At 72.5% G+C, this 20,022-nt stretch carries 20 protein-coding genes; 11 read left to right on the top strand and 9 right to left on the bottom strand.

Annotation, left to right across the window (positions count from 1 at the left end; translation table 11 throughout):
- Positions 1 to 22: 22 nt before the first annotated feature.
- Complete coding sequence (locus GJ743_RS19525) at positions 23 to 514, bottom strand: DUF4307 domain-containing protein (protein ID WP_155051532.1); 492 nt, start codon at positions 512 to 514, stop codon at positions 23 to 25.
- 114 nt (positions 515 to 628) lie between these two features.
- Between GJ743_RS19525 and GJ743_RS08840 the strand changes: the two genes are divergently transcribed.
- On the top strand, positions 629 to 949 hold the full coding sequence (locus tag GJ743_RS08840; protein WP_196216963.1) for a hypothetical protein: 321 nt from the start codon (positions 629 to 631) through the stop codon (positions 947 to 949).
- 46 nt (positions 950 to 995) lie between these two features.
- Here the strand turns inward: GJ743_RS08840 and trhA are convergent, their stop codons facing one another.
- Positions 996 to 1,793, bottom strand: a complete 798-nt coding sequence (gene trhA / locus GJ743_RS08845; RefSeq protein ID WP_155051533.1) for a PAQR family membrane homeostasis protein TrhA — start codon at positions 1,791 to 1,793, stop codon at positions 996 to 998.
- Between the two features lie 75 nt (positions 1,794 to 1,868).
- Between trhA and GJ743_RS08850 the strand changes: the two genes are divergently transcribed.
- The 3 genes from GJ743_RS08850 (at position 1,869) to GJ743_RS08860 (ending at position 5,427) form a co-directional block, all read left to right on the top strand.
- Positions 1,869 to 2,654 (top strand): isoprenyl transferase, encoded by a 786-nt coding sequence (locus GJ743_RS08850; RefSeq protein WP_328288982.1) that lies wholly within the window; start codon positions 1,869 to 1,871, stop codon positions 2,652 to 2,654.
- Between the two features lie 67 nt (positions 2,655 to 2,721).
- On the top strand, positions 2,722 to 3,834 hold the full coding sequence (locus tag GJ743_RS08855) for an aminotransferase class V-fold PLP-dependent enzyme (RefSeq protein WP_155051689.1): 1,113 nt from the start codon (positions 2,722 to 2,724) through the stop codon (positions 3,832 to 3,834).
- 318 nt (positions 3,835 to 4,152) lie between these two features.
- Positions 4,153 to 5,427, top strand: a complete 1,275-nt coding sequence (locus GJ743_RS08860) for a PhoH family protein (protein WP_376862017.1) — start codon at positions 4,153 to 4,155, stop codon at positions 5,425 to 5,427.
- A gap of 106 nt (positions 5,428 to 5,533) precedes the next feature.
- On the opposite strand, the gene GJ743_RS08865 is transcribed toward GJ743_RS08860, so the two are convergent.
- The 5 genes from GJ743_RS08865 to xseA form a co-directional block, all read right to left on the bottom strand.
- Positions 5,534 to 6,949: a class II fumarate hydratase gene (locus tag GJ743_RS08865; protein ID WP_328288983.1), complete on the bottom strand. Its 1,416-nt coding sequence runs from the start codon at positions 6,947 to 6,949 to the stop codon at positions 5,534 to 5,536.
- A gap of 61 nt (positions 6,950 to 7,010) precedes the next feature.
- Positions 7,011 to 7,664: a carbonic anhydrase gene (locus tag GJ743_RS08870; protein ID WP_328288984.1), complete on the bottom strand. Its 654-nt coding sequence runs from the start codon at positions 7,662 to 7,664 to the stop codon at positions 7,011 to 7,013.
- Positions 7,665 to 7,675: 11 nt separating this feature from the next.
- A complete protein-coding gene (locus GJ743_RS08875; protein WP_155051535.1) occupies positions 7,676 to 8,317 on the bottom strand; it encodes a DUF4245 domain-containing protein in 642 nt (213 codons plus the stop codon).
- Positions 8,317 to 8,619 (bottom strand): exodeoxyribonuclease VII small subunit, encoded by a 303-nt coding sequence (locus GJ743_RS08880; protein ID WP_155051536.1) that lies wholly within the window; start codon positions 8,617 to 8,619, stop codon positions 8,317 to 8,319. The genes GJ743_RS08875 and GJ743_RS08880 overlap by 1 nt, the downstream gene beginning before the upstream one ends.
- A 1-nt stretch (position 8,620) precedes the next feature.
- Positions 8,621 to 9,844 carry an exodeoxyribonuclease VII large subunit gene (gene xseA / locus GJ743_RS08885; RefSeq protein ID WP_155051537.1) on the bottom strand — a complete coding sequence of 408 codons (1,224 nt, stop codon included), beginning with the start codon at positions 9,842 to 9,844 and terminating at the stop codon, positions 8,621 to 8,623.
- Positions 9,845 to 9,929: 85 nt separating this feature from the next.
- On the opposite strand from xseA, the gene GJ743_RS08890 reads away from it, so the two are divergent.
- Positions 9,930 to 10,976 carry a 4-hydroxy-3-methylbut-2-enyl diphosphate reductase gene (locus GJ743_RS08890; RefSeq protein ID WP_155051692.1) on the top strand — a complete coding sequence of 349 codons (1,047 nt, stop codon included), beginning with the start codon at positions 9,930 to 9,932 and terminating at the stop codon, positions 10,974 to 10,976.
- A 69-nt stretch (positions 10,977 to 11,045) separates the two neighbouring features.
- On the opposite strand, the gene GJ743_RS08895 is transcribed toward GJ743_RS08890, so the two are convergent.
- Complete coding sequence (locus GJ743_RS08895) at positions 11,046 to 11,666, bottom strand: DUF6264 family protein (protein ID WP_155051538.1); 621 nt, start codon at positions 11,664 to 11,666, stop codon at positions 11,046 to 11,048.
- Positions 11,667 to 11,674: 8 nt separating this feature from the next.
- The gene (gene fbaA / locus GJ743_RS08900) at positions 11,675 to 12,706 is read right to left on the bottom strand and encodes a class II fructose-bisphosphate aldolase (RefSeq protein ID WP_155051539.1); all 1,032 of its coding nucleotides are present in this window, start codon (positions 12,704 to 12,706) and stop codon (positions 11,675 to 11,677) included.
- A gap of 118 nt (positions 12,707 to 12,824) precedes the next feature.
- On the opposite strand from fbaA, the gene GJ743_RS08905 reads away from it, so the two are divergent.
- The 6 genes from GJ743_RS08905 to glpX all read left to right on the top strand — a co-directional run bounded on the left by GJ743_RS08905 (position 12,825) and on the right by glpX (position 19,970).
- The gene (locus tag GJ743_RS08905; protein WP_196216964.1) at positions 12,825 to 13,736 is read left to right on the top strand and encodes a fructose-bisphosphatase class II; all 912 of its coding nucleotides are present in this window, start codon (positions 12,825 to 12,827) and stop codon (positions 13,734 to 13,736) included.
- Positions 13,737 to 13,780: 44 nt separating this feature from the next.
- Positions 13,781 to 14,500 carry a FadR/GntR family transcriptional regulator gene (locus GJ743_RS08910; protein ID WP_155051541.1) on the top strand — a complete coding sequence of 240 codons (720 nt, stop codon included), beginning with the start codon at positions 13,781 to 13,783 and terminating at the stop codon, positions 14,498 to 14,500.
- A 150-nt stretch (positions 14,501 to 14,650) separates the two neighbouring features.
- Positions 14,651 to 16,087 carry a four-carbon acid sugar kinase family protein gene (locus GJ743_RS08915; protein WP_230386664.1) on the top strand — a complete coding sequence of 479 codons (1,437 nt, stop codon included), beginning with the start codon at positions 14,651 to 14,653 and terminating at the stop codon, positions 16,085 to 16,087.
- 40 nt (positions 16,088 to 16,127) lie between these two features.
- Positions 16,128 to 17,045, top strand: coding sequence for an NAD(P)-dependent oxidoreductase (locus GJ743_RS08920; RefSeq protein WP_155051543.1), 918 nt, complete (start codon positions 16,128 to 16,130; stop codon positions 17,043 to 17,045).
- A 118-nt stretch (positions 17,046 to 17,163) separates the two neighbouring features.
- Positions 17,164 to 18,660: a GntP family transporter gene (locus tag GJ743_RS08925; RefSeq protein WP_155051544.1), complete on the top strand. Its 1,497-nt coding sequence runs from the start codon at positions 17,164 to 17,166 to the stop codon at positions 18,658 to 18,660.
- Between the two features lie 308 nt (positions 18,661 to 18,968).
- On the top strand, positions 18,969 to 19,970 hold the full coding sequence (gene glpX, locus GJ743_RS08930; RefSeq protein ID WP_155051545.1) for a class II fructose-bisphosphatase: 1,002 nt from the start codon (positions 18,969 to 18,971) through the stop codon (positions 19,968 to 19,970).
- Positions 19,971 to 20,022: the final 52 nt, after the last annotated feature.

The raw sequence follows: 20,022 nt of genomic DNA on the forward strand, positions 1-20,022 counted from the left end.
CTGCCGGGGCGAATCCCCAATTCTACCGAAGCCAGCAGTTCGAGATCAAACCGGTGTTCGCCTCCTGCGCCGTGCGCACGGTCTCGGTGAACGTCCGCAGCGGTCGGTCGGATGCCGGGATCTCGACGACCTTCCACCCCACGACGGTGAAGTCCTCGTTGTAGGCCTGCACGATGCACGCCGTGGCGTTGCCCGAGGGCACCGAGAGGCGCCAGGTCACCTCGACCGCACGCGTGTCGAGCAGTTCGTGGCCGAGGTCGGTGGCCTGCACGAGCGGCTTGCTGCCGTCGAGGCCCGCCCACACCACCCAGGAGACGAGGACCACCGCGAAGGCGATCGCGGCGCCGACGAGGACGAACCGGTCGCGACGGCGACGGGCCGGGGTCCGGCCGTAGCGGCCGGCGAGGTCGGATGCCGCGGGCGCGTCGCCCTGTGCAGCGCCGGCGGCGGCGGCGGCGACGCCGTCGAGTGCGGCGTCCTCGGCCGCCGCGTCGGCGGACTCGCGTGGGGGCACCGCGCGGCTCCTTCCCGGGTGGATCGTCTAGGCTTGGCTCCCAGCCTAACCGTCCGTCCCTGAAGGGAATCCGATGCTCGTCGCGTCCGCCGTCACCACTCGCGGAGACCGTCGATGAGCCCCGCGCTCGCGTCGGCGTTCACGTTCGTCGCGGCCGCCGAGGAGGAGTTCGACCCGAACGACGTGACCCCCGGCGTGGTCGGCTTCATCGCGACGATCCTCATCATGGTCGCGGTGCTGCTGCTCGTGCTCGACATGGTCCGCCGCATCCGCCGGGTCAACTACCGCGCGGAGGCGCGCGAGCGCATCGAGGCGGAGGAGGCCGCCGCGGCCGAGGCGGCGGCCGGGAACGTCACGTCGGCCGACGACGCGTCCGAGGTGCAGGCGGATGCCGCGGCATCCGATGCACCGCCCGCCGACCGCGACGAGCGGTAGCGCTCGAGCCGTACGCCGGCGACTCGCCGCCGCCCGGCGCCGCCCGTCAGCCCCCGTGGTAGGCGGGCTGGATCGCGATGAGCAGCGTCGCCGCCCAGTGGCACATGAACGCCAGCACCGTGCACACGTGGAAGATCTCGTGGAAGCCGAAGTGGCCGGGCCACGGGTTCGGCTTCTTCAGGCCGTACACGACGGCGCCGATCGTGTAGAGCACGCCGCCCACGATCACGAGCACCATCATCGCCACGCTCGCCGCGAGCAGGTCGCCGAGGTACATCACGGCGGCCCAGCCGAGCAGCACGTAGATCGGCACGTAGAGCCAGCGCGGCGCGCCGATCCAGAACACACGGAAGGCGATGCCGACGAGCGCGCCGCCCCACACGAGCACCAGAAGGAGGAGGCCCTTCTCGGGCGGAAGCGCGAGGACCGACAGCGGGGTGTAGGTGCCGGCGATCAGCAGGAAGATGTTCGCGTGATCGATGCGCTTCAGGATCACCTTCGTGCGCGGCCGCCAGTTGAACCGGTGGTACAGGGCCGAGTTGCCGAAGAGCAGCATCGAGGTCAGCATGAAGACCGCCGAGGCCCACTTCGCGGCCGGGCCGTCGGCGAGGACGATGAGCACGATGCCCGCCGCGATCGTGAGCGGGAAGGTCGCGGCGTGGATCCAGCCCCGCCACGACGGCTTGACGTCGGTCGGATGCTCCGGCGAGGCATCGATGAGGGGGAGGTTCGGCAGGTCGGGGCCGAGACGTTCGTCGGCCGCGACCGCGGCGTCGGCGCGATCGAGTTCGGCCACCGGTCGATGCAGGTGCTCGGCGACGTCTTCTGGCTCGCGCTGGGTCATGGTCACAGCGTAGGACGAGCCCCATCACGGCTTGCTGTGAGTGTCCGATCGCGTGCGGGGGAGTAGCGTGGTCGGGTGCAGACGAGCGATCAGCGCCCCGGTCGCGGCCTCCTCTATCGGCTCTACCAGAACCGGCTCCGCCGGGAACTCGACCAGGCGGAACTCCCACGACACGTGGCCATGATCATCGACGGCAACCGTCGGTGGGCGAAGCAGCTGGGCTACGACTCGGCCGCGCACGGCCATCGCGCCGGCGCGGCGAAGATGCGGGAGTTCCTCGAGTGGTGCGACGACCTCGGGATCTCCGTGGTGACGCTGTACCTGCTCTCGGCCGACAACCTCGGCAACCGGACCTCGGAGGAGCTCGCCGACCTCATCGAGATCATCGCCGAACTCGCCGAGGAGCTCAGTCACTACCGCGACTGGCGCGTCCAGCACGTCGGGTCCGACGCCGGCCTCCCCGAGCCGCTCGTCGCCGCGCTCGACGCCGCCGAGCACCGCACCGAGGGCAAGAAGGGCCTGCACGTCAACCTGGCGGTCGGCTACGGCGGGCGGCGCGAGATCACCGACGCGATGCGCTCGATCGTGGCATCCCACCATGCCGAGGGCCGCAGCCTGGAGGACCTCGCCGAGTCGCTCACGCCCGAGCTGATCGGGGAGCACCTCTACACCGGCGGACAGCCCGACCCCGACCTCGTGATCCGCACCTCGGGCGAGCAGCGCCTCAGCGACTTCATGCTGTGGCAGGCCGCGCACAGCGAGTTCTACTTCGTCGAGGCGCTCGGCCCCGACCTCCGCGAGGTCGACTTCCTGCGCGCCATCCGCGACTACACGCGCCGACACCGTCGCTTCGGCGGCTGATCGCGCACACGTGCCGATCAGGATTCTGTCAGGATATGCCTCGGAGAAGGGGGCACCGCCCGTGAGCATGGACGACTACCTGGCCGGGTTCGGCGAGGAACCCGGCTACCTCGACTACGCCCGGGTGGGCCCGCTGGCGCGCGTCGCGGCGGAGGAGACCCTGGCGTTCACGCAGGTGCTCGAGCGCGCACGCCACGGCAGCATGGAGGCCTTCGCCCAGCAGGACCGGCGGCTCCGCGAGGCGGCATCCGCCTTCACCGGCATCGCGGCCGACCGCATCGTCGCGATCCCGAACACGTCGACGGGCCTCATGCACGCGATGTTCGGGCTGACCGGCACCGTGCTCCTCTCGCCGGGCGAGTTCCCGAGCGTGCCGATCGCCGCGGTGCGGGCGAACGAGGCGCTCCACTCGGTGCAGCCCGCGTGGCTCGAGACCGACCACGGCAAGGTGACCCCGGGCCTGATCCGCGACCAGCTCGAGTCGAACGTCGCCGCGGTCGCCGTCAGCCTCGTCGACAGCCGGACCGGCTACCTGTGCGACCTCGAGGGCATCCGCCAGGTGATCGGCGACCGGCTCCTCATCGTCGACGCGATCCAGGGCTTCGGCATCGTCGATGCGCCGTGGGAGGTCGCCGACGTCGTCGTCACCGGCGGGCAGAAGTGGTGCCGCGCCGGGTGGGGCACGGGCGTCATGGCCCTCTCCGAGCGGGCGGCCGAGCGGCTCACGCCCGTGTTCTCCGGGTACACCGGCACGACCGACGACGAGGTGTGGGACGAGGTGCCGCCGCCCGCGCCCGGCGCGCGGGCGTTCCGCGTGTCCAATCCCGACCCGATCGCGGGGGCCCGCTTCGCGGCCGCGCTCGAGGAGCTCGCCGAGGTCGGCGTGGCGGCGGTCAACGCCCGCGTGGCCGAGCACGTCAGCCGAGTGATCGACCTCGCCGACGAGTTCGCCGTCCCGGTCGTGAGCTCCCGCGACGAGCGGGAGCGCGCCGGCATCGTGGTGCTCGAGCCCGAACCCGAGCAGGTCACCGTGCTCACGGCCTCGCTGCACAACCACGGCCTGACCACGACCACGCGACTCGGCACCGTGCGCCTCGGCGTGCACGCGGCGCTCCACGAGGAGACCGTCGAGATGCTGCGCGGCGCCTTCGTCTCGTTCAACACCGCCGCGGCGTACTGAGCCCTCGCGTTCGAGCCGTCGCGCTCCGAGCCGCCGATTGTGAACAGCGGATGTCGCGCCGCGTGTCGCTTCGGCGGATGTCGCCGGTCGGACGTACCGTCAGGACATCGGGCAAGGCGCCCGGTCGAGTCGGCTCGTGAACCGCTCGTGGGAGGATCGCCGGCCGGCGCGTGAGCCGAGCGAGAGCTCGGGGCAGGAGCGGTCGTGACCTCTGTCGATCCCATCAAGCCCCTCGGACCGGTCGAGCCGGAGGCGCAGCACCAGCGCCGTCCCGGCGAGGCGTCGGCCGGGGGTGCCGCGCAGGACGAGCGCACCTACGTGCTGGACACGTCGGTGCTGCTGTCGGACCCGCGCGCCCTGTTCCGATTCGCGGAGCACCCGGTGGTGCTGCCCGTCGTCGTCATCACGGAGCTCGAGGCCAAGCGCAACGACCCCGAGATCGGGTACTTCGCCCGAGCGGCGCTGCGGCTGCTCGACGACCTGCGCGTGCAGCACGAGCGACTGGACTTCCCGATCCCCGTCGGGGACGGCGGGTCCCTCCGGGTCGAGCTGAACCACTCGAGCCTGTCGGTCCTGCCGAGTGGCCTGCAACTGGCAGACAACGACTCGCGCATCCTCGCGTGCGCGATGAACCTCTCCAACGACGGCGTCGCCGTGACGGTCGTCTCGAAGGACCTGCCGCTGCGCATCAAGGCCGCCTCCATCGGCCTCGACGCGCAGGAGTACCGCGCCGAGCTCGCCGTCGACTCGGGGTGGACCGGCATGGGCGAGGTCGCCCTCGGCTCGAACGACATGGCGAAGCTCTACGAGCACGAGCACCTCGAGACGGACGCGGTCGTGGGCATGCCGGTGAACACCGGACTCGTCATCCATTCCGACCGCGGGTCGGCGCTCGCCCGGGTCGTCGGCGATCGCGAGGTGCGGCTCGTCCGCGGCGACCGCGACGCGTTCGGCGTGCACGGCCGCTCGGCCGAGCAGCGCCTGGCGATCGACCTGCTGCTCGACCCCGAGATCGGCATCGTGTCGCTCGGCGGCCGCGCGGGCACCGGCAAGTCGGCGCTCGCGCTCTGCGCGGGGCTCGAGGCCGTGCTCGAACGGCAGCAGCACAAGAAGATCATGGTCTTCCGCCCGCTCTACGCGGTCGGCGGCCAGGAACTCGGCTACCTGCCAGGCGATCAGGGCGAGAAGATGAACCCCTGGGCGCAGGCGGTCTTCGACACGCTCGGTGCGCTCGTCTCCGACAACGTGCTCGACGAGGTCGTCGACCGCGGCATCCTCGAGGTGCTGCCGCTCACGCACATCCGCGGGCGGTCGCTGCACGACGCGTACGTGATCGTCGACGAGGCGCAGTCGCTCGAGCGGAACGTCCTGCTCACGGTCCTCAGCCGCGTCGGGCAGAACTCGCGCGTGGTGCTCACGCACGACGTGGCCCAGCGCGACAACCTGCGCGTCGGCCGCCACGACGGCGTCGCGAGCGTGATCGAGACGCTGAAGGGGCATCCGCTCTTCGCCCACATCACGCTCACGCGGTCGGAGCGTTCCGCGATCGCCGCCCTCGTCTCCGAGATGCTCGACGGCGCCGAGCTCGCCTGACGCCGGCAGCACGCCCGGCACGCGCCCCGCCCACGCACGACGGCCCCGGAACCGCGAGAGCGGATTCCGGGGCCGTCGGCGTTGCGTGCGAACGGATGCCGCGGGCTCAGCCCTGCTGCGGCGGGCGGGTCATCGAGAGCAGGTGGAGCGCCTCGTCGAGCTCGGCCTCGGTGAGCTCGCCCCGCTCGACGTGACCGAGGTCGATCACGGCCTCGCGCACGGTGATGCCCTTCGACACCGAGTGCTTCGCGATCTTCGCCGCGGCCTCGTAGCCGATGATCTTGTTCAGCGGGGTCACGATCGAGGGTGACATGCCCGCGAGCGCCGTCGTGCGCGCCTCGTTGACCTGCAGGCCGTCGACCGTCTTGTCGGCGAGCACGCGCACCGAGTTCGAGAGCAGGCGGATCGACTCGAGGAGCGCGGTGCCCATGACGGGGATCTGCACGTTGAGCTCGAACGAGCCGGAGGCGCCCGCCCACGCGATCGTCGCGTCGTTGCCGATGACGCGCGAGGCGACCATGAGCACGGCCTCGGGCACGACCGGGTTGACCTTGCCGGGCATGATCGACGAGCCGGGCTGGAGGTCGGGGATGAAGAGCTCGCCGAGGCCCGTGTTCGGGCCGGAGCCCATCCAGCGGACGTCGTTGCAGATCTTGGTGAGGCTGACCGCGATCGTGCGCAGGGCGCCCGACGCGTCGACCAGGCCGTCGCGGTTGGCCTGGGCCTCGAAGTGGTCGGCGGCCTCGGTGATCGGCAGCTCGGTCTCCTGCTGGAGGAGTTCGATCACCAGCTGCGGGAAGCCGGCGGGCGTGTTGATGCCGGTGCCGACGGCGGTGCCGCCGAGCGGCACCTCGGCGACGCGGGGGAGCGCCGTGCGGACGCGCTCGATGCCGAGGCGGATCTGGCGGGCGTAGCCGCCGAACTCCTGGCCGAGCGTGACGGGCGTCGCGTCCATCAGGTGCGTGCGACCGGCCTTGACGATGCCGGCCCACGCCTCCGCCTTCGCCTCGAGGGCGACCGCGAGGTGGTCGAGCGCCGGGATCAGGTCGTCGATGAGCGCGGCGGTCACGGCGATGTGCACCGAGGTCGGAAAGACGTCGTTCGAGGACTGCGAGGCGTTGACGTGGTCGTTCGGGTGCACGGCGCTGCCGAGCTTCTGCGTCGCGATGGTCGCGAGCACCTCGTTCATGTTCATGTTCGAGGACGTGCCCGAGCCGGTCTGGTAGACGTCGACCGGGAAGTGCTCGGTGAAGCCGTGCGTGCCCGCGATGACCTCGTCGGCGGCGTCGGCGATGGCCTGCGCGAGCTGGCCGTCGAGGACGCCGAGGCGCGCGTTGGCGAGCGCAGCGGACTTCTTGATGCGGGCGAGCGCGGCGATCTGGGCGGGCTCGAGGCCGGCGCCCGAGATCGGGAAGTTCTCGACCGCGCGCTGGGTCTGCGCGCGATAGAGCGCCGCTGCGGGGACCCGCACCTCGCCCATCGTGTCGTGTTCGATCCGGTAGTCGGCGGCGTTGTCCACCACGGTGTGCTCCACTTCGATCTCGGAATACGTGCGGCGCGGCGGTGGGATGCCGCCGGCGGCGTCAGATGCGACCGACGACGACGTCGGTCTCGGCGCGGCCCTCGAGCAGGCGGTAGTTCGCGCCGACGACAGCCAGCGTACCCGCTGCGATCGCGTCGCTGATCACCTCGGAGCGCTCGAGCAGCTGGGAGACCGTGTTGCGGAGGTGCTCCCGGCCGACGTAGCCGGCGTCGAGGTGGTCGGTCGCGATCGGGCCCTCGTCGATGCCGGCGACCTTCCGCACCGCGGGCACGATCTCGTCGACGATGCCCCTGATGTGCGCCGGGAGCGGTGCGGCGTCCTCCGCCTGCGAGTCGATCGCCGCGCGCACCGCGCCACACTCGTCGTGGCCGAGCACGAGGATGAGGGGGACGCCGAGGACGGCGACGGCGTACTCGAGCGAGCCGAGCACCGAGTCGGAGGGGACCTGGCCGGCGTTGCGCACGACGAAGGCGTCGCCGAGTCCGACGTCGAAGATGATCTCGGCCGACAGGCGCGAGTCGCTGCACCCGAAGATCGCGACGAGCGGTCGCTGGTGGTTCGCGAGCTCGGTCCGGCGGTCGACGTCCTGTCGGGGGTGCAGGGGTGCGCCGGCCACGAACCGGGCGTTGCCGGCACGCAGCTCGCGCCACGTCTCGGCGGGGGTGGTCGGTCGTGCGGGTGCGTGCTTGCTCACGGCCGCTCCTCTCATCGCTGCGCGTCGATCGCCGGCGCGAGCGCGCCGGCGAGGGTCTCGAACTCCTCGGGGGTCGCGGTGCCGAGCACCACGAAGGTGCTCTCGCCCGCCTCGGTGACGAGCCCGTATCGCGCGTTGCCGACGTCGGCGTCGGTCTCGCGGTTGTCGTAGACCGTCCACTCGACGCCGTCGACGGTGACGACGCCGGTCGCGATCGTGTTCTTCAGCAGCTCGGCCGTCCAGGTCGGGTTCGCCCCGAGGCCCTGGTACATGCCCGCGTACTCGTCGCTCGGCGTGAGGTACCCGGCGTACCAGGCGGTGATGCCGTCGGCGTCGCGCGTGCGCAGTTCTGCCGCGTTCGAGCGCCAGCCGTCGGGCAGTTCGGGCACGGCGAGCGGTTCGTCGATGCCGACCTGCGCCTGGTCGGCGACGGAGGCCACGTCGATGTCGCGCTCGATCGGGGTGTCGCTGCGCGGCACGAGCAGCACGATGAGCGCGACCACGGCCACGCACGCCACGAGCGAGCCGATGAGGTTGCGCAGCGTCTGCCGCTCGCGGTGCTTGCGGGACTGCTCGGCCCTGCGATCGGCCGTCTCCTGCGGGGTCTCGGGGCGGCCGAGCTCGGCGACGACCCGCGGCGCGCGCGCGGCCATCAGGCCTCGCCGCCGTCGAGGTCGAGCGCGTCGGGCGCGGTCGGTGCGCCCCCGGCGGTCGCGGAGGTACCGCCCGAGGCGGCGGCCGCCCCGGCGCGCGCCGCGTCGAGCCGCGCCTTGGCGCCGACGAGCCACTCCTCGCACCGCTGCGCGAGGGCCTCGCCCCGCTCCCACAGCGCGAGCGACTGCTCGAGCGTCGCGGAGCCCTGCTCGAGCTCGCCGACGACGCGCACGAGTTCGTCGCGCGCCTGCTCGTAGCTCAGCTCGGAGACATCCGTCGAAGTGGGGGGCATGGAGGGCATTCTATTCGGCGTCGCCGAGCGCTCCCCGAGATGTCGCCGCGAGACGACCCTCGGCGAGCGTGATCCGCAGCCCGGTGCCCTCGGGCGCCTGCTCGGGGTCCGTCAGCACGCCGTCGTGCTCGCGCTGCACGATCGCGTACCCGCGCTGCAGCGTCGCGAGCGGAGAGAGGGCGCGCAGCTGCGAGCGGAGCTCGGCGGTCCGGACGGCGGCGCGCTCGATCGCGCGCTCCGCGAGGTCGCTGCCGCGCGCGACCCACCGGGTGACCTCCTCGGCTCGGCGGTCGATCATCCACCCCGGGTCGGCGAGCGCCGGCCGGCTCCGCAGGTGCCCGAGCCGGTCGACCTCGTGGTTCACGAGCGTCGTCACGCGCATGCGGAGGCGCGCGCGGGCCTGCTCGACCCGGATCAGCTCCTCGGCGACGTCGGGCACGACGCGCTTCGCGGCATCCGTCGGCGTCGACGCCCTGAGGTCGGCGACCTCGTCGAGCAGGGGGCGGTCGGCCTCGTGGCCGATCGCGCTCACGATGGGGGTGGATGCCGCGGCCGCGGCCCGCACGACGCGCTCGTCGCTGAACCCCAGCAGGTTCTGGAAGTCGCCGCCGCCGCGCGCGACGATGATGACGTCGACCTCGGGGTCGGCGTCGAGGCGACGGATGGCGCCCGCCACCTCGGGCGCAGAGCGGTCGCCCTGCACCGCGGCGTACGCCATCCGGAACTCGACGGCCGGCCAGCGCAGGCGGGCGTTGCGCACCACGTCCTTCTCGGCGTCGCTGTCCCTGCCCGTGACGAGGCCGATGACCTGCGGCAGGAAGGGCAGCGGCCGCTTCCGGTCGGCGGCGAACAGGCCCTCTGCCGCGAGCTGCGCGCGCAGCCGCTCGAGCCGCTCGAGCAGGTCGCCGAGCCCCACATGGCGGAGGTCGAAGACCTGCATCGTGAGCGAGCCGCCCTTGACCCACCAGTTGGGCTTCACGAGCGCGACGGCGTGGTCGCCCGCCTTGAACTGCTCGGTGAGCTTCGCGCGCGTCGACGACCAGATCGTGAACGACACCGTGGCATCCGTCTCGAGGTCCTTCAGCTTGCCGTAGACGTTGCCGGCGGACACGCCCCACTGCGTGATCTCGCCCTCGATCCAGACGGTGCCGAGACGGTCGAGGTACTCCTTCAGCTTCGCCGAGAGCACCGAGACGGGCCAGGGCCTCTCGCGGGTGGTCGGTCCCTCGGCCATGCGCCTCCCAGCGGCCCGTCATCATCGCCCGCGTAGGATGGCACCCGTGACGAGCTTGACGGATGCCCCGCGAATCGACCTCGGCATGCCTCGGATCCCGAGCGTGCGCGGCCGGCTCAAGGATATCCCCGTCCCCGGACGCAAGAAGGTGCTGCTCGCGGCGCCGCGCGGCTACTGCGCGGGCGTCGACCGGGCGGTGATCGCCGTCGAGAAGGCCCTCGACCACTACGGCGCGCCCGTGTACGTGCGCAAGCAGATCGTGCACAACATCCACGTCGTGACCGAGCTCGAGAAGCGCGGCGCGATCTTCGTCGAGGAGGTCGACGAGGTGCCCGAGGGCGCCCACGTCGTCTTCAGCGCGCACGGCGTCTCGCCTGCGGTCGTGAACTCGGCCGCGGAGCGCGGCCTGCACGCGATCGACGCCACGTGCCCGCTCGTGACCAAGGTGCACCGCGAGGCCGTGCGCTTCGCGCGCGACGACTACGAGATCCTGCTCATCGGCCACGAGGGGCATGAAGAGGTCGAGGGCACGGCCGGCGAGGCGCCCGACCACGTGACCCTCGTGAACAGCCCCGACGACGTGCCGAACATCGAGGTGCGCGACCCCGAGAAGGTCGTGTGGCTCTCGCAGACCACGCTGAGCGTCGATGAGACCATGGAGACCGTGCGACGCCTGCGCGAGCGGTTCCCGAACCTGCAGGACCCGCCGTCCGACGACATCTGCTACGCCACGCAGAACCGCCAGGTCGCGATCAAGAAGGTCGCGCAGGGCGCCGACCTCGTGATCGTCGTGGGCTCGGCGAACTCGTCGAACAGCGTTCGCCTCGTCGAGGTCGCACTGGAGTACGGCGCCAAGGCCGCCTACCGGGTCGACTACTCGACCGAGGTGAAGCAGGAGTGGCTCGAGGGCGTCGAGACGGTCGGCGTCACGAGCGGTGCGTCCGTGCCCGAGGGGCTCGTGAAGGAGGTGCTCCTCGAGCTCGAGGACGCCGGCTTCGGCGACGTCGAAGAGGTCAAGACGGCCGAGGAGGACCTGATGTTCTCGCTGCCGAAGGAGCTCCGCAAGGACCTCGCGGGCAACCGCGACGCGCGGGCGCTGGGCGGCCGCAACCGGGCGGGCGCGAACGCCTGAGCCGTCGCGCCGCGCCGGGCGGCGCGGCCGAGCGTCGCCGTGCGACTCGCACGACCGCGCCGCGCGGCGTCAGACGCCCGTCATCCGCTCCAGGTACGACTGGAACGTCGGGTCGGTGAGGAACACGATCGACGTCAGCACCATGGTCGCGAGGAACGCCACCGCGCCGCCGACGAGCGGCACCCAGAACGCGAGCTTGCGCGCCCGCAGCCGCATGATCGACCACCCGAGCACGGCCGCGTAGAGCGCGAGCATGAACACCGTGCCGATGAGCGCGAGCGTCGGCAGCCACGCCTGGGGTGTGTAGGTGCCGACGCCCTGGTCGGCGTAGACGCCCTGGATGGCGCCCGGCAGCTGCTGCAGGCTGACCGACGTGTTCCACGCGCCGATCGCGCCGAGCGCGAGCAGCAGGATCGTGAAGAACCGGTCGGTCGTGCGCGGCGGGCGGCCCGTCGTGTCGGCCGCGGCCGGCCCGGTCGCGCGGGTCGGCGCGGGTGCTGCGGGCGGGGGCGGCGGTGCCGGGGCGGATGCCGCGGCATCCGCTCGCTCATCGGCCGGAGGCTGCCACGACCAGCCCTCGGGCGCGTACTCGCCGTACTGCGGGCGAGGCCGCTCGTCGCGCGGCGGGGGAGCGGCGCCGTCGTCGGCGCGCTCCGGCGTCTCGTTCCGAGCGGCCTCGTCCTGCGTCATCCGTCGCCCTACGCCGTGAGCGAGTTGCCGGCCGAGCCGAGCTGGCGGGTCGACTCGCCGACGCGCACCGCCATGGCGGACTCGGCGACCTTGCCCCAGGCGCGCGGGTCGTACTGCTTCTTGTTGCCGACCGAGCCGTCGACCTTGAGCACGCCGTCGTAGTTCTGGAACATGTAGCCGGCGATCGAGCGCGTGAAGGCGTACTGCGTGTCGGTGTCGATGTTCATCTTCACGACGCCGTTGGCGACCGCCTCGGCGATCTCGGCGTCGGTCGAGCCGGAGCCGCCGTGGAAGACGAGGTCGAGCGGCTTCTCGCCCGTTCCGTACTTCGCCGCGAGGCCGTCCTGGATCTCCTTGAGGAGCGCCGGACGGAGCTTCACGTTGCCGGGCGCGTACACGCCGTGCACGTTGCCGAACGTGAGGGCGGCCATGTAGCGGCCCTGCTCGCCGAGGCCGAGCGCCTCGACCGCCGCGATCGCGTCGTTCAGGGTCGTGTAGAGCGCCTCGTTCGAGCCCTCGTGCTTGACGCCGTCCTCCTCGCCGCCGACGACGCCGATCTCGACCTCGAGGATGGCGTTGATGTTCTTGAGCTTCGGGAGGATCTCCTTCGCGATCTCGAGGTTCTCCTCGAGCGGCACGGCCGAGCCGTCCCACATGTGCGACTGGAAGATCGGGTTGCGGCCCGCCTTGACCTCTTCCTCGGAGGCGGCGATGAGCGGGTACACGAAGTCGTCGAGCGCGTTCTTCGGGCAGTGGTCGGTGTGGAGCGCGACGGTCACGGGGTAGGACTTCGCGACCTCGGTGGCGAACTTCGCGAACGCGAGTGCGCCCGTCGCGCGGGCCTTGACGGTGTGGCCGGCGAAGTAGTCGGCGCCGCCGGTCGTGACCTGGATGATGCCGTCGGAACCCGACTCGGTCAGGCCCTGCAGCACCGCGTTGAGGGTCTGCGAGCTCGAGACGTTGAACGCCGGGAAGGCGAAACCCTTGGCCTTGGCGGTGTCGAGCATCTCGGCGTACTGCTCGGGCGTTGCGATGGGCATACCTTGCTCCTTCGGAGGTGAGTGGGATCGGCACGAGTCTACCGAGGTGTCGAGTCCGCCTCAGGTGCGATGACGCAAGGGGTGACGGATGCCGCGGCGCGCGCGGCAGGATTGGGGCGTGACTCAGGATCCCGGGGACTTCCACGACGCACTGGCCGACGGCGTCGCCGCCGCCGTGCGGGCCGCGGCGCTCGCGGCCGTGCCGTTCGTCGGCAGCGGCGACCGCGACGCGGTCGACGGCGCCGCGGTCGCGGCGATGCGATCGGCGCTCGCGGGGCTCGCCGTCGACGGGCGCGTCGTCGTCGGCGAGGGCGAGAAGGACGAGGCGCCCATGCTGCACCTCGGCGAGCGGTTCGGCACGGGCGACGGTCCGGCCGTCGACGTCGCCGTCGACCCGGTCGACGGCACGAGCCTCGCCGCCGCCGGCCTACCCGGGTCGATGGCGATCCTCGCGGTCGCGCCGCGCGGCGGCTTCCTCGACATCGGCCCCGCGCACTACATGGCGAAGCTCGTCTCACGCGTACCCGGGCTCGAGATCGACGCGCCGGTCCGCGAGGCGATCGCGCGCATCGCCGAGGCCCGCGGTGCGCCCGTGTCGGAGGTGCGGGTCGCGGTGCAGGATCGGCCGCGGAACGAGGCGATCGCCGAGGCGGCCGAGGCGACCGGAGCGCAGGTCGAGCGGTTCGTGCACGGCGACGTCGAGCGGTGCCTGCGCGCCGCCCGCGCCGACGGCGACCTCGACCTCGTGATCGGCATCGGCGGCGCGCCCGAGGGCGTGCTCACGGCTGCCGCAGTCCGCGCGCTCGGCGGGTGGATGCAGGCGCGCCTCGCGCCGCAGTCGGCGGGGGAGTCCGAGCGGCTCGCGGCCGCGGGCGTCCCCCTCGGTCACGTCGTCGGACTCGACGAGCTCTGCGCCGAGCCCGTGGCGGTCTTCCTCACCGCGGTGACGCCGTGCGACCTCGGGCCCGGCGCCCGGCTCGATGCGGGACGTTCGTGGGGGATCGGGTCGACGGAGGTCTTCCGCGGCTAGTCTGGAGGCGACCTGTCCGAGAGCAGGCAGCTGATCGGAGTCGCATGGCCCGCAAGTCGCTCGTCGCCACCGTCGCGGATGCCGTCCTCGACGCGATCGTGCGCGGCGACCTCGCGCCGGGCGACTCGCTGCCGAGCGAGGCCGAGCTCGGCGGCATCCACGACGTCAGCCGCATCACCGTGCGCGAGGCGATCAAGACGCTGCAGGCGCAGGGCGTCGTGCGCGTGGAGAACGGCCGCGGCAGCTACGTGAACCCCATCGACGAGTGGGTCTCCCTGGACGCCGTGCTGCGCGTCACGTCGGCCGGCGGGCGCGACGACACCGTCGCCGTGCAGCTCATCGAGGTGCGGCGGATGCTCGAGACCGGCGCCGCCGCGCTCGCCGCCTCGCGGTGCGACGACGACGACCTCGAGCGGCTCGCCGCGTGCGTCGCGGAGATGCGCCGCGCCCACGACGCCGGAGAGGTTCCCGAGTTCGTGCGGGCCGACCTCGAGTTCCACGACATCATCCTCGGGGCGAGCGGCAACGTCTTCCTGCGGGTGCTGTTCGAGCCGCTCGCGCGCGTGCTCGCCGAGCGCCGCGCGCAGACCTCGCGCGTCCCGGAGATCCAGGCCCACGCGATCGACGAGCACGCCCGCGTGCTCGAGGCGCTGCGCACGGGCGACGCGGAGGCGTCGCGGCGTGCCATGGACCGGCACATGGACCAGACCATGGCCGACCTGCAGCACTACGTGCTCGGTGCGGAGCAGGCCGTCTCCTCCTAGCCGCCGTGCCGGGCAGGGCCCGCGACGGAGTCCTCGTCGCGAGCGGGTTCGAGCCCTGCGCTTGACATCCGCGTTCAGGGCGCTAACCTATATGACAGCAGATAGCAGATGGGTCGAAGACCCGGCTGCGGATACGAAGGAGTAGCCACCATGGACGAACGCGAACTGCTCGCGGCATTCCCGGGTCCCGTCGAGGTCCCCGCCGCTCGCGTCGCCGCGGCGATCGCCGCCGCACCCCGCACCCTCGTCGTCCTCGACGACGACCCGACCGGCACCCAGTCCGTCGCCGGGCTGCCGGTGCTGACCGGCTGGGAGGTCGCGGACTTCGCCTGGGCCATCGCGCAGGGTGCGCCCGCCGTGTACGTCCTCACGAACACGCGCAGCCTCGACCCCGAGACCGCCGCCACCCGGAACCGTGAGATCGTCCGGAACGCGCTCACCGCGGCATCCGGCCGGCCCCTCGCCTTCGTCAGCCGCGGCGACTCGACGCTCCGCGGGCACTTCCCGCTCGAGACCGACGTCATCGCCGAGGAGCTCGAGGCCGCGGGCGCGGGCGTGGTCGACGGCGTGGTCGTCGTCCCCGCGTTCCCCGACGCCGGCCGCATCACGGTCGGCGGCGTGCACTACATGCGTCGGCCCGACGGCATCGTACCCGTCGGCGAGACCGAGTTCGCCCGCGACTCCACGTTCGGCTACGCAGAGTCCGAACTCGCGCGGTGGGTCGAGGAGAAGACCGGCGGCCGCGACCGCGCCGAGGACGTCATCGTGCTCGACCTCGCGACCATCCGCGCGGGCGCCGAGGCGATCGCCGCGGCGCTCGCCGGAGCATCCGCCCGCCGCCCGGTCGTCGCCGACGCCGTCACCGAGGACGACCTGCGGCTGCTGGCGCTCGGCCTCGACCTCGCCGAACGGGCCGGCAAGACCTTCCTCTACCGCGTCGGCCCGCCGTTCGTCCGCGCCCGGATCGGGCAGGAGCCGCGGCATCCGCTCACCGCCCCCGAGATCTTCGGCGCCCGCCCGCCCGCGACCCGCGGCGGACTCGTCGTCGTCGGCTCGCACGTCGGCCTCACCTCCCGCCAGCTGGCGGCGCTGCGCCGCGAACGGCCGGCCGCGGTGACGTTCGAGATCGACGTCGACCGCGTGGTCGGGGCGGATGCCGCGGGCGCGGCCGACCTCGAACCCACCGCGTACCTCGCCGAGATCTCCGCGGGCATCGCGACCGCGCTCGAGACGGGCGACGTCATCGTGCACACGAGCCGCACGCTCGTGAAGACCGACGACCCAGACGAGAGCCTCGCCATCTCCCGGCGGGTGTCGGCCGCCGTGGTCGACGTCGTGCGCCGTACGCTCGCGCTTCGCGCTCCGCGGTTCGTGATCGCGAAGGGCGGCATCACCTCGAGCGACGTCGCCGCGCACGGCCTCGGCATCCGCCACGCCACCGTCCGCGGGCCGATGCTGCCCGGCATCGTCTCGCTCTGGGAACCCACCGACGGCCCCGCCGCCGGCATCCCGTACATCGTCTTCGCCGGCAACGTCGGCGACGACGACTCGCTCGCCGACGTCGTCGACGTCCTGAGCGCCGCCTGACCCGCGGCTCCGCACCAACGCTCGACCGAGGAGGATCGACATGACCACCACCACCGCCACCCGCACGGGAACCGTCGCCGTGCTCGGGCTCGGCGCCATGGGCCTGCCCATGGCCACGCGCCTCACCACCGGCCTCGCCGTGCACGGCTTCGACATCGCCCCGGCTCGGCTCGAGCTGGCCGCCGAGGCCGGCGTCGCGCCGTTCGGCTCGGCGCGCGAGGCGGTGGCCGACGCCGACGCCGTACTGCTCGCCGTGCGCGACTCGGCCCAGCTCGACGACCTGCTCTTCGCCGATTCGACCGGCATCGCCGCGGCACTCGCGCCCGGTGCCGTCGTAATCCTCACCAGCACGGTCGGCACCGACGGCATCGCCGCGGTCGCCGAGCGACTCGCGGCGCACGGCGTCGACCTCGTCGATGCGCCGCTCTCGGGCGGCCCCGTGCGCGCGGGCGCGGGCGACCTGCTCATCGTCGTGGGCGCCGAGCCCGCCGCCCTCGAGAAGGCGCGCCCGGTGCTCGAACTCCTCGCCTCGACGCTCACCGTGGTCGGCGACCGGCCGGGCGACGGCCAGGCGCTGAAGACCGTGAACCAGCTGCTCTGCGGGGTGCACATCGCCGCCGCCGCCGAGGCGCTCGCGCTCGCCGACGCGCTCGGACTCGACCTCGACCGCACGCTCGACGCCCTGCAGGCGGGCGCCGCGGGTTCCTTCATGCTCGGCAACCGCGGCCCTCGCGTCCTGCAGGCGTACGACGAGGGCGGCGCCGAGGTGCTCAGCCGTCTCGACATCTTCGTCAAGGACATGGGCATCGTCGGGAAGGCGGCCCGCGCCGCCGGCCTCGCCACGCCCGTGGCATCCGCCGCCGAGCAGCTCTACCTCATCGGCCAGGCCCAGGGCCTGGGCGCCGCCGACGACTCCGCGGTCGTCCGCGCGGTCGCCCCGGAGCGCCGCCACCGCTGAGCGGCCCCCGCCGCCCACCAGTTCACCCCCGGCTCCACCCGCACCACCGCTCCAACCGTCCACCCCGAGCGCGGGCCGCCCCGGCACCGCACGTACCCTCAACGTCAAAGGAGACATCATGTCGACGATCGCCCTCTTGGCCATCGCGGCGGGAGGCATCGGCCTCCTGCTGCTGCTCATCATCAGGTTCAAGGTCCACGCGTTCCTCGCCCTGCTCATCGTGAGCGTGCTCGTCGGCCTCGCGGCCGGCCTGCCGCTCGCCACCATCCCCGCCACGGAGGACCAGCCCGAACAGCTCGGCATCATCCCCGCGATCGTCGCGGGCATGGGCGGAACGCTCGGCACCGTCGCGATCCTCGTCGCGCTGGGAGCGATGCTCGGCAAGATCATCGAGCTCTCGGGCGGCGCGGAGAGCCTCGCCGGACGATTCACGAAGATCCTCGGACCCAAGCGGATCGCCGGGGCGCTGACCGCCGCCGCGCTCGTGCTCGCGATCCCCGTGTTCTTCGACGTCGGCTTCATCGTGCTCGTGCCGATCATCTACGGCTTCGCGAAGCTCGCCGGCGTGAACCCCGTGAAGTTCGGCCTCCCGATCGCCGGCATCATGCTCGCCGTCCACGTCTCGATCCCGCCGCACCCCGGCATCGTCGGCGGCGCCGCGCTCCTCGGCGCCGACCTCGGCTGGATCACGCTCATCGGCCTCGCGGTCGCCGTCCCGCTCGGCGTGCTCTCGCACTTCGTCTCGAAGTGGCTGAACCGCCGCGACTTCCCGATGCTCGCGGCGACCGCCGAGGCGTTCCGCTCCTTCGGCGCCGAGCGCGACGACCTGGGCGGCCGCGGTGGCGGCAACGGCGGTGGCGGCGCGGGCGGCTCGTCGCGCGGCCTCACTCCGACGGGCGCCACCTCGGTGCTCACCAAGACGGAGGCCCCGCCGAGCGCGGGCATGATCGTCGGCCTGATCCTCACCCCGCTCGTCATGATCGGCCTCGGCACCGTCGGCGCCACGTTGCTGCCTGCCGGCGACCCGGTCCGCGACGTGCTCGGCTTCATCGGCTCGCCGATCTTCGCCCTCCTCGTGACGGTGCTCCTCGCCGGGTACCTGCTCGGCACGCGCCGGGGCTGGTCGGCCGCCCACCTCGCGGAAGTCTCGGAGTCGGCGCTCGGCCCGGCCGCCGTGGTGATCCTGGTGACCGGCGCGGGCGGCGCGTTCGCGAAGATCCTGACCGAGTCGGGCATCGGCACCGCGCTCTCCGAGTCGCTGCTCGCGACGGGCCTGCCGCTCCTCGTGCTCGCCTTCCTGGTCTCGCTCGCGCTCCGCGCCGCTCAGGGTTCGGCGACCGTCGCGATCCTCACGACGTCCGGCCTGCTGGCCGCGAGCGTCGCCGAGGGCGGTTACACGCCGCTGCAGATCGCCCTGCTCGCCCTCGCCATCGCGTTCGGCGCCCTCGGGCTCTCGCACGTCAACGACTCGGGCTTCTGGGTCGTGACGCGCTACCTCGGACTGTCGGTCCGCGACGGCCTGCGGAGCTGGACGATCCTGACGACCGTGCTCGGTCTGGCCGGGTTCCTGCTCGTCTCGGTCGCGTGGGGCATCGTCAGCGCGATCGGCGCCTGACACGCGCGAGACCGGATGCCGGGAGGCCGTGCCGCGCGTCGGCCCCTCCCGGCTTCCGCCCCTCGACTGCGCGGATCCGCGACGCGTGCGCGAGGTCCGGCCCGCGCAACCGTCGCGGATCCGCGCACTCGAGCGCGGCGCAGGACGGCGTCGCGTTCGCGCCGACCGTTAAGAATGCACGAACTTTCACGCCCGATCGCGGTCGCACCGGCCCGTTCCGGCACCCCCGTCAGTAGGCTCGAAGACAGTCGCCCCGGCCCGTTCCGAGCCGTGCGGGCGCAGCGCCCATGAACCAGGAGGATCCCTCGATGGCGAGCACCGAACACGACAGCCTCTACCTGCACCCCGACCGCAACATCGCGCTCGAGCTGGTCCGGGCGACCGAGGCGGCCGCCATCCGTTCGTACCCGTGGATCGGCCGCGGCGAGAAGCTCGCCGCCGACGGGGCCGCGGTGGATGCGATGCGCGCGTTCCTCGGCACGGTGAACTTCGACGGCGTCGTGGTGATCGGCGAGGGCGAGAAGGACGAGGCGCCCATGCTCTTCAACGGCGAGCGCGTCGGCAACGGGCGCGGGCCGGCGTGCGACATCGCGGTCGACCCGATCGACGGCACGTCGCTGACCGCTGCCGGTCGCCAGAACGCGCTGTCGGTCATCGCGGTCGCCGACCGGGGCACCATGCTCGACGCGTCCTCGGTGTTCTACATGGACAAGATCGTGACGGATGCCTCGGGCTTCGGCGTCGTCGACATCCGCAAGCCCATCGGCGAGAACCTGCGGGCGCTGGCGAAGGCCAAGGGCAAGGAGGTCGGGGAACTGCGCGTCGCGGTCCTCAACCGTCCCCGGCACGAGCAGCTGATCGCGGAGATCCGCGAGGCGGGCGCCGGCACGCGGCTGATCAGCGACGGCGACGTCGCGGGGGGCATCAACGCGGCCCGGTACGAATCGCGCATCGACATGTGCGTCGGCATCGGCGGCAGCCCCGAGGGCATCACGACCGCGTGCGCGATCAAGGCGCTCGGCGGGTTCATGCAGGGCCGGCTCGCGCCGAAGGACGACGAGGAGCGGGCGCGCGGCGAGGCCGCGGGCCTGGACTGCGACCAGGTCTACGAGCTCGACGACCTCGTGCGCAGCGACAACACGTTCTTCGTCGCGACGGGCGTGACCGATGGCGAGCTCGTCGACGGCGTGCGCAAGAAGGGCCCGATCATCCGCACCGAGTCGATCGTGCTCCGCGGCAAGTCGGGCACCATCCGCCGCATCGTCGCCGACCACCTCGTCGAGAAGTGGCTCGACGACACCGACCGCTGATCGCCGGGTCGCGGGCGCTCTGATCCAGGTGCTCGCCCCACTGCCCTGAGCG

Source organism: Agromyces bracchium (assembly GCF_009709675.1).
Classification (GTDB): Bacteria; Actinomycetota; Actinomycetes; order Actinomycetales; family Microbacteriaceae; genus Agromyces; species Agromyces bracchium.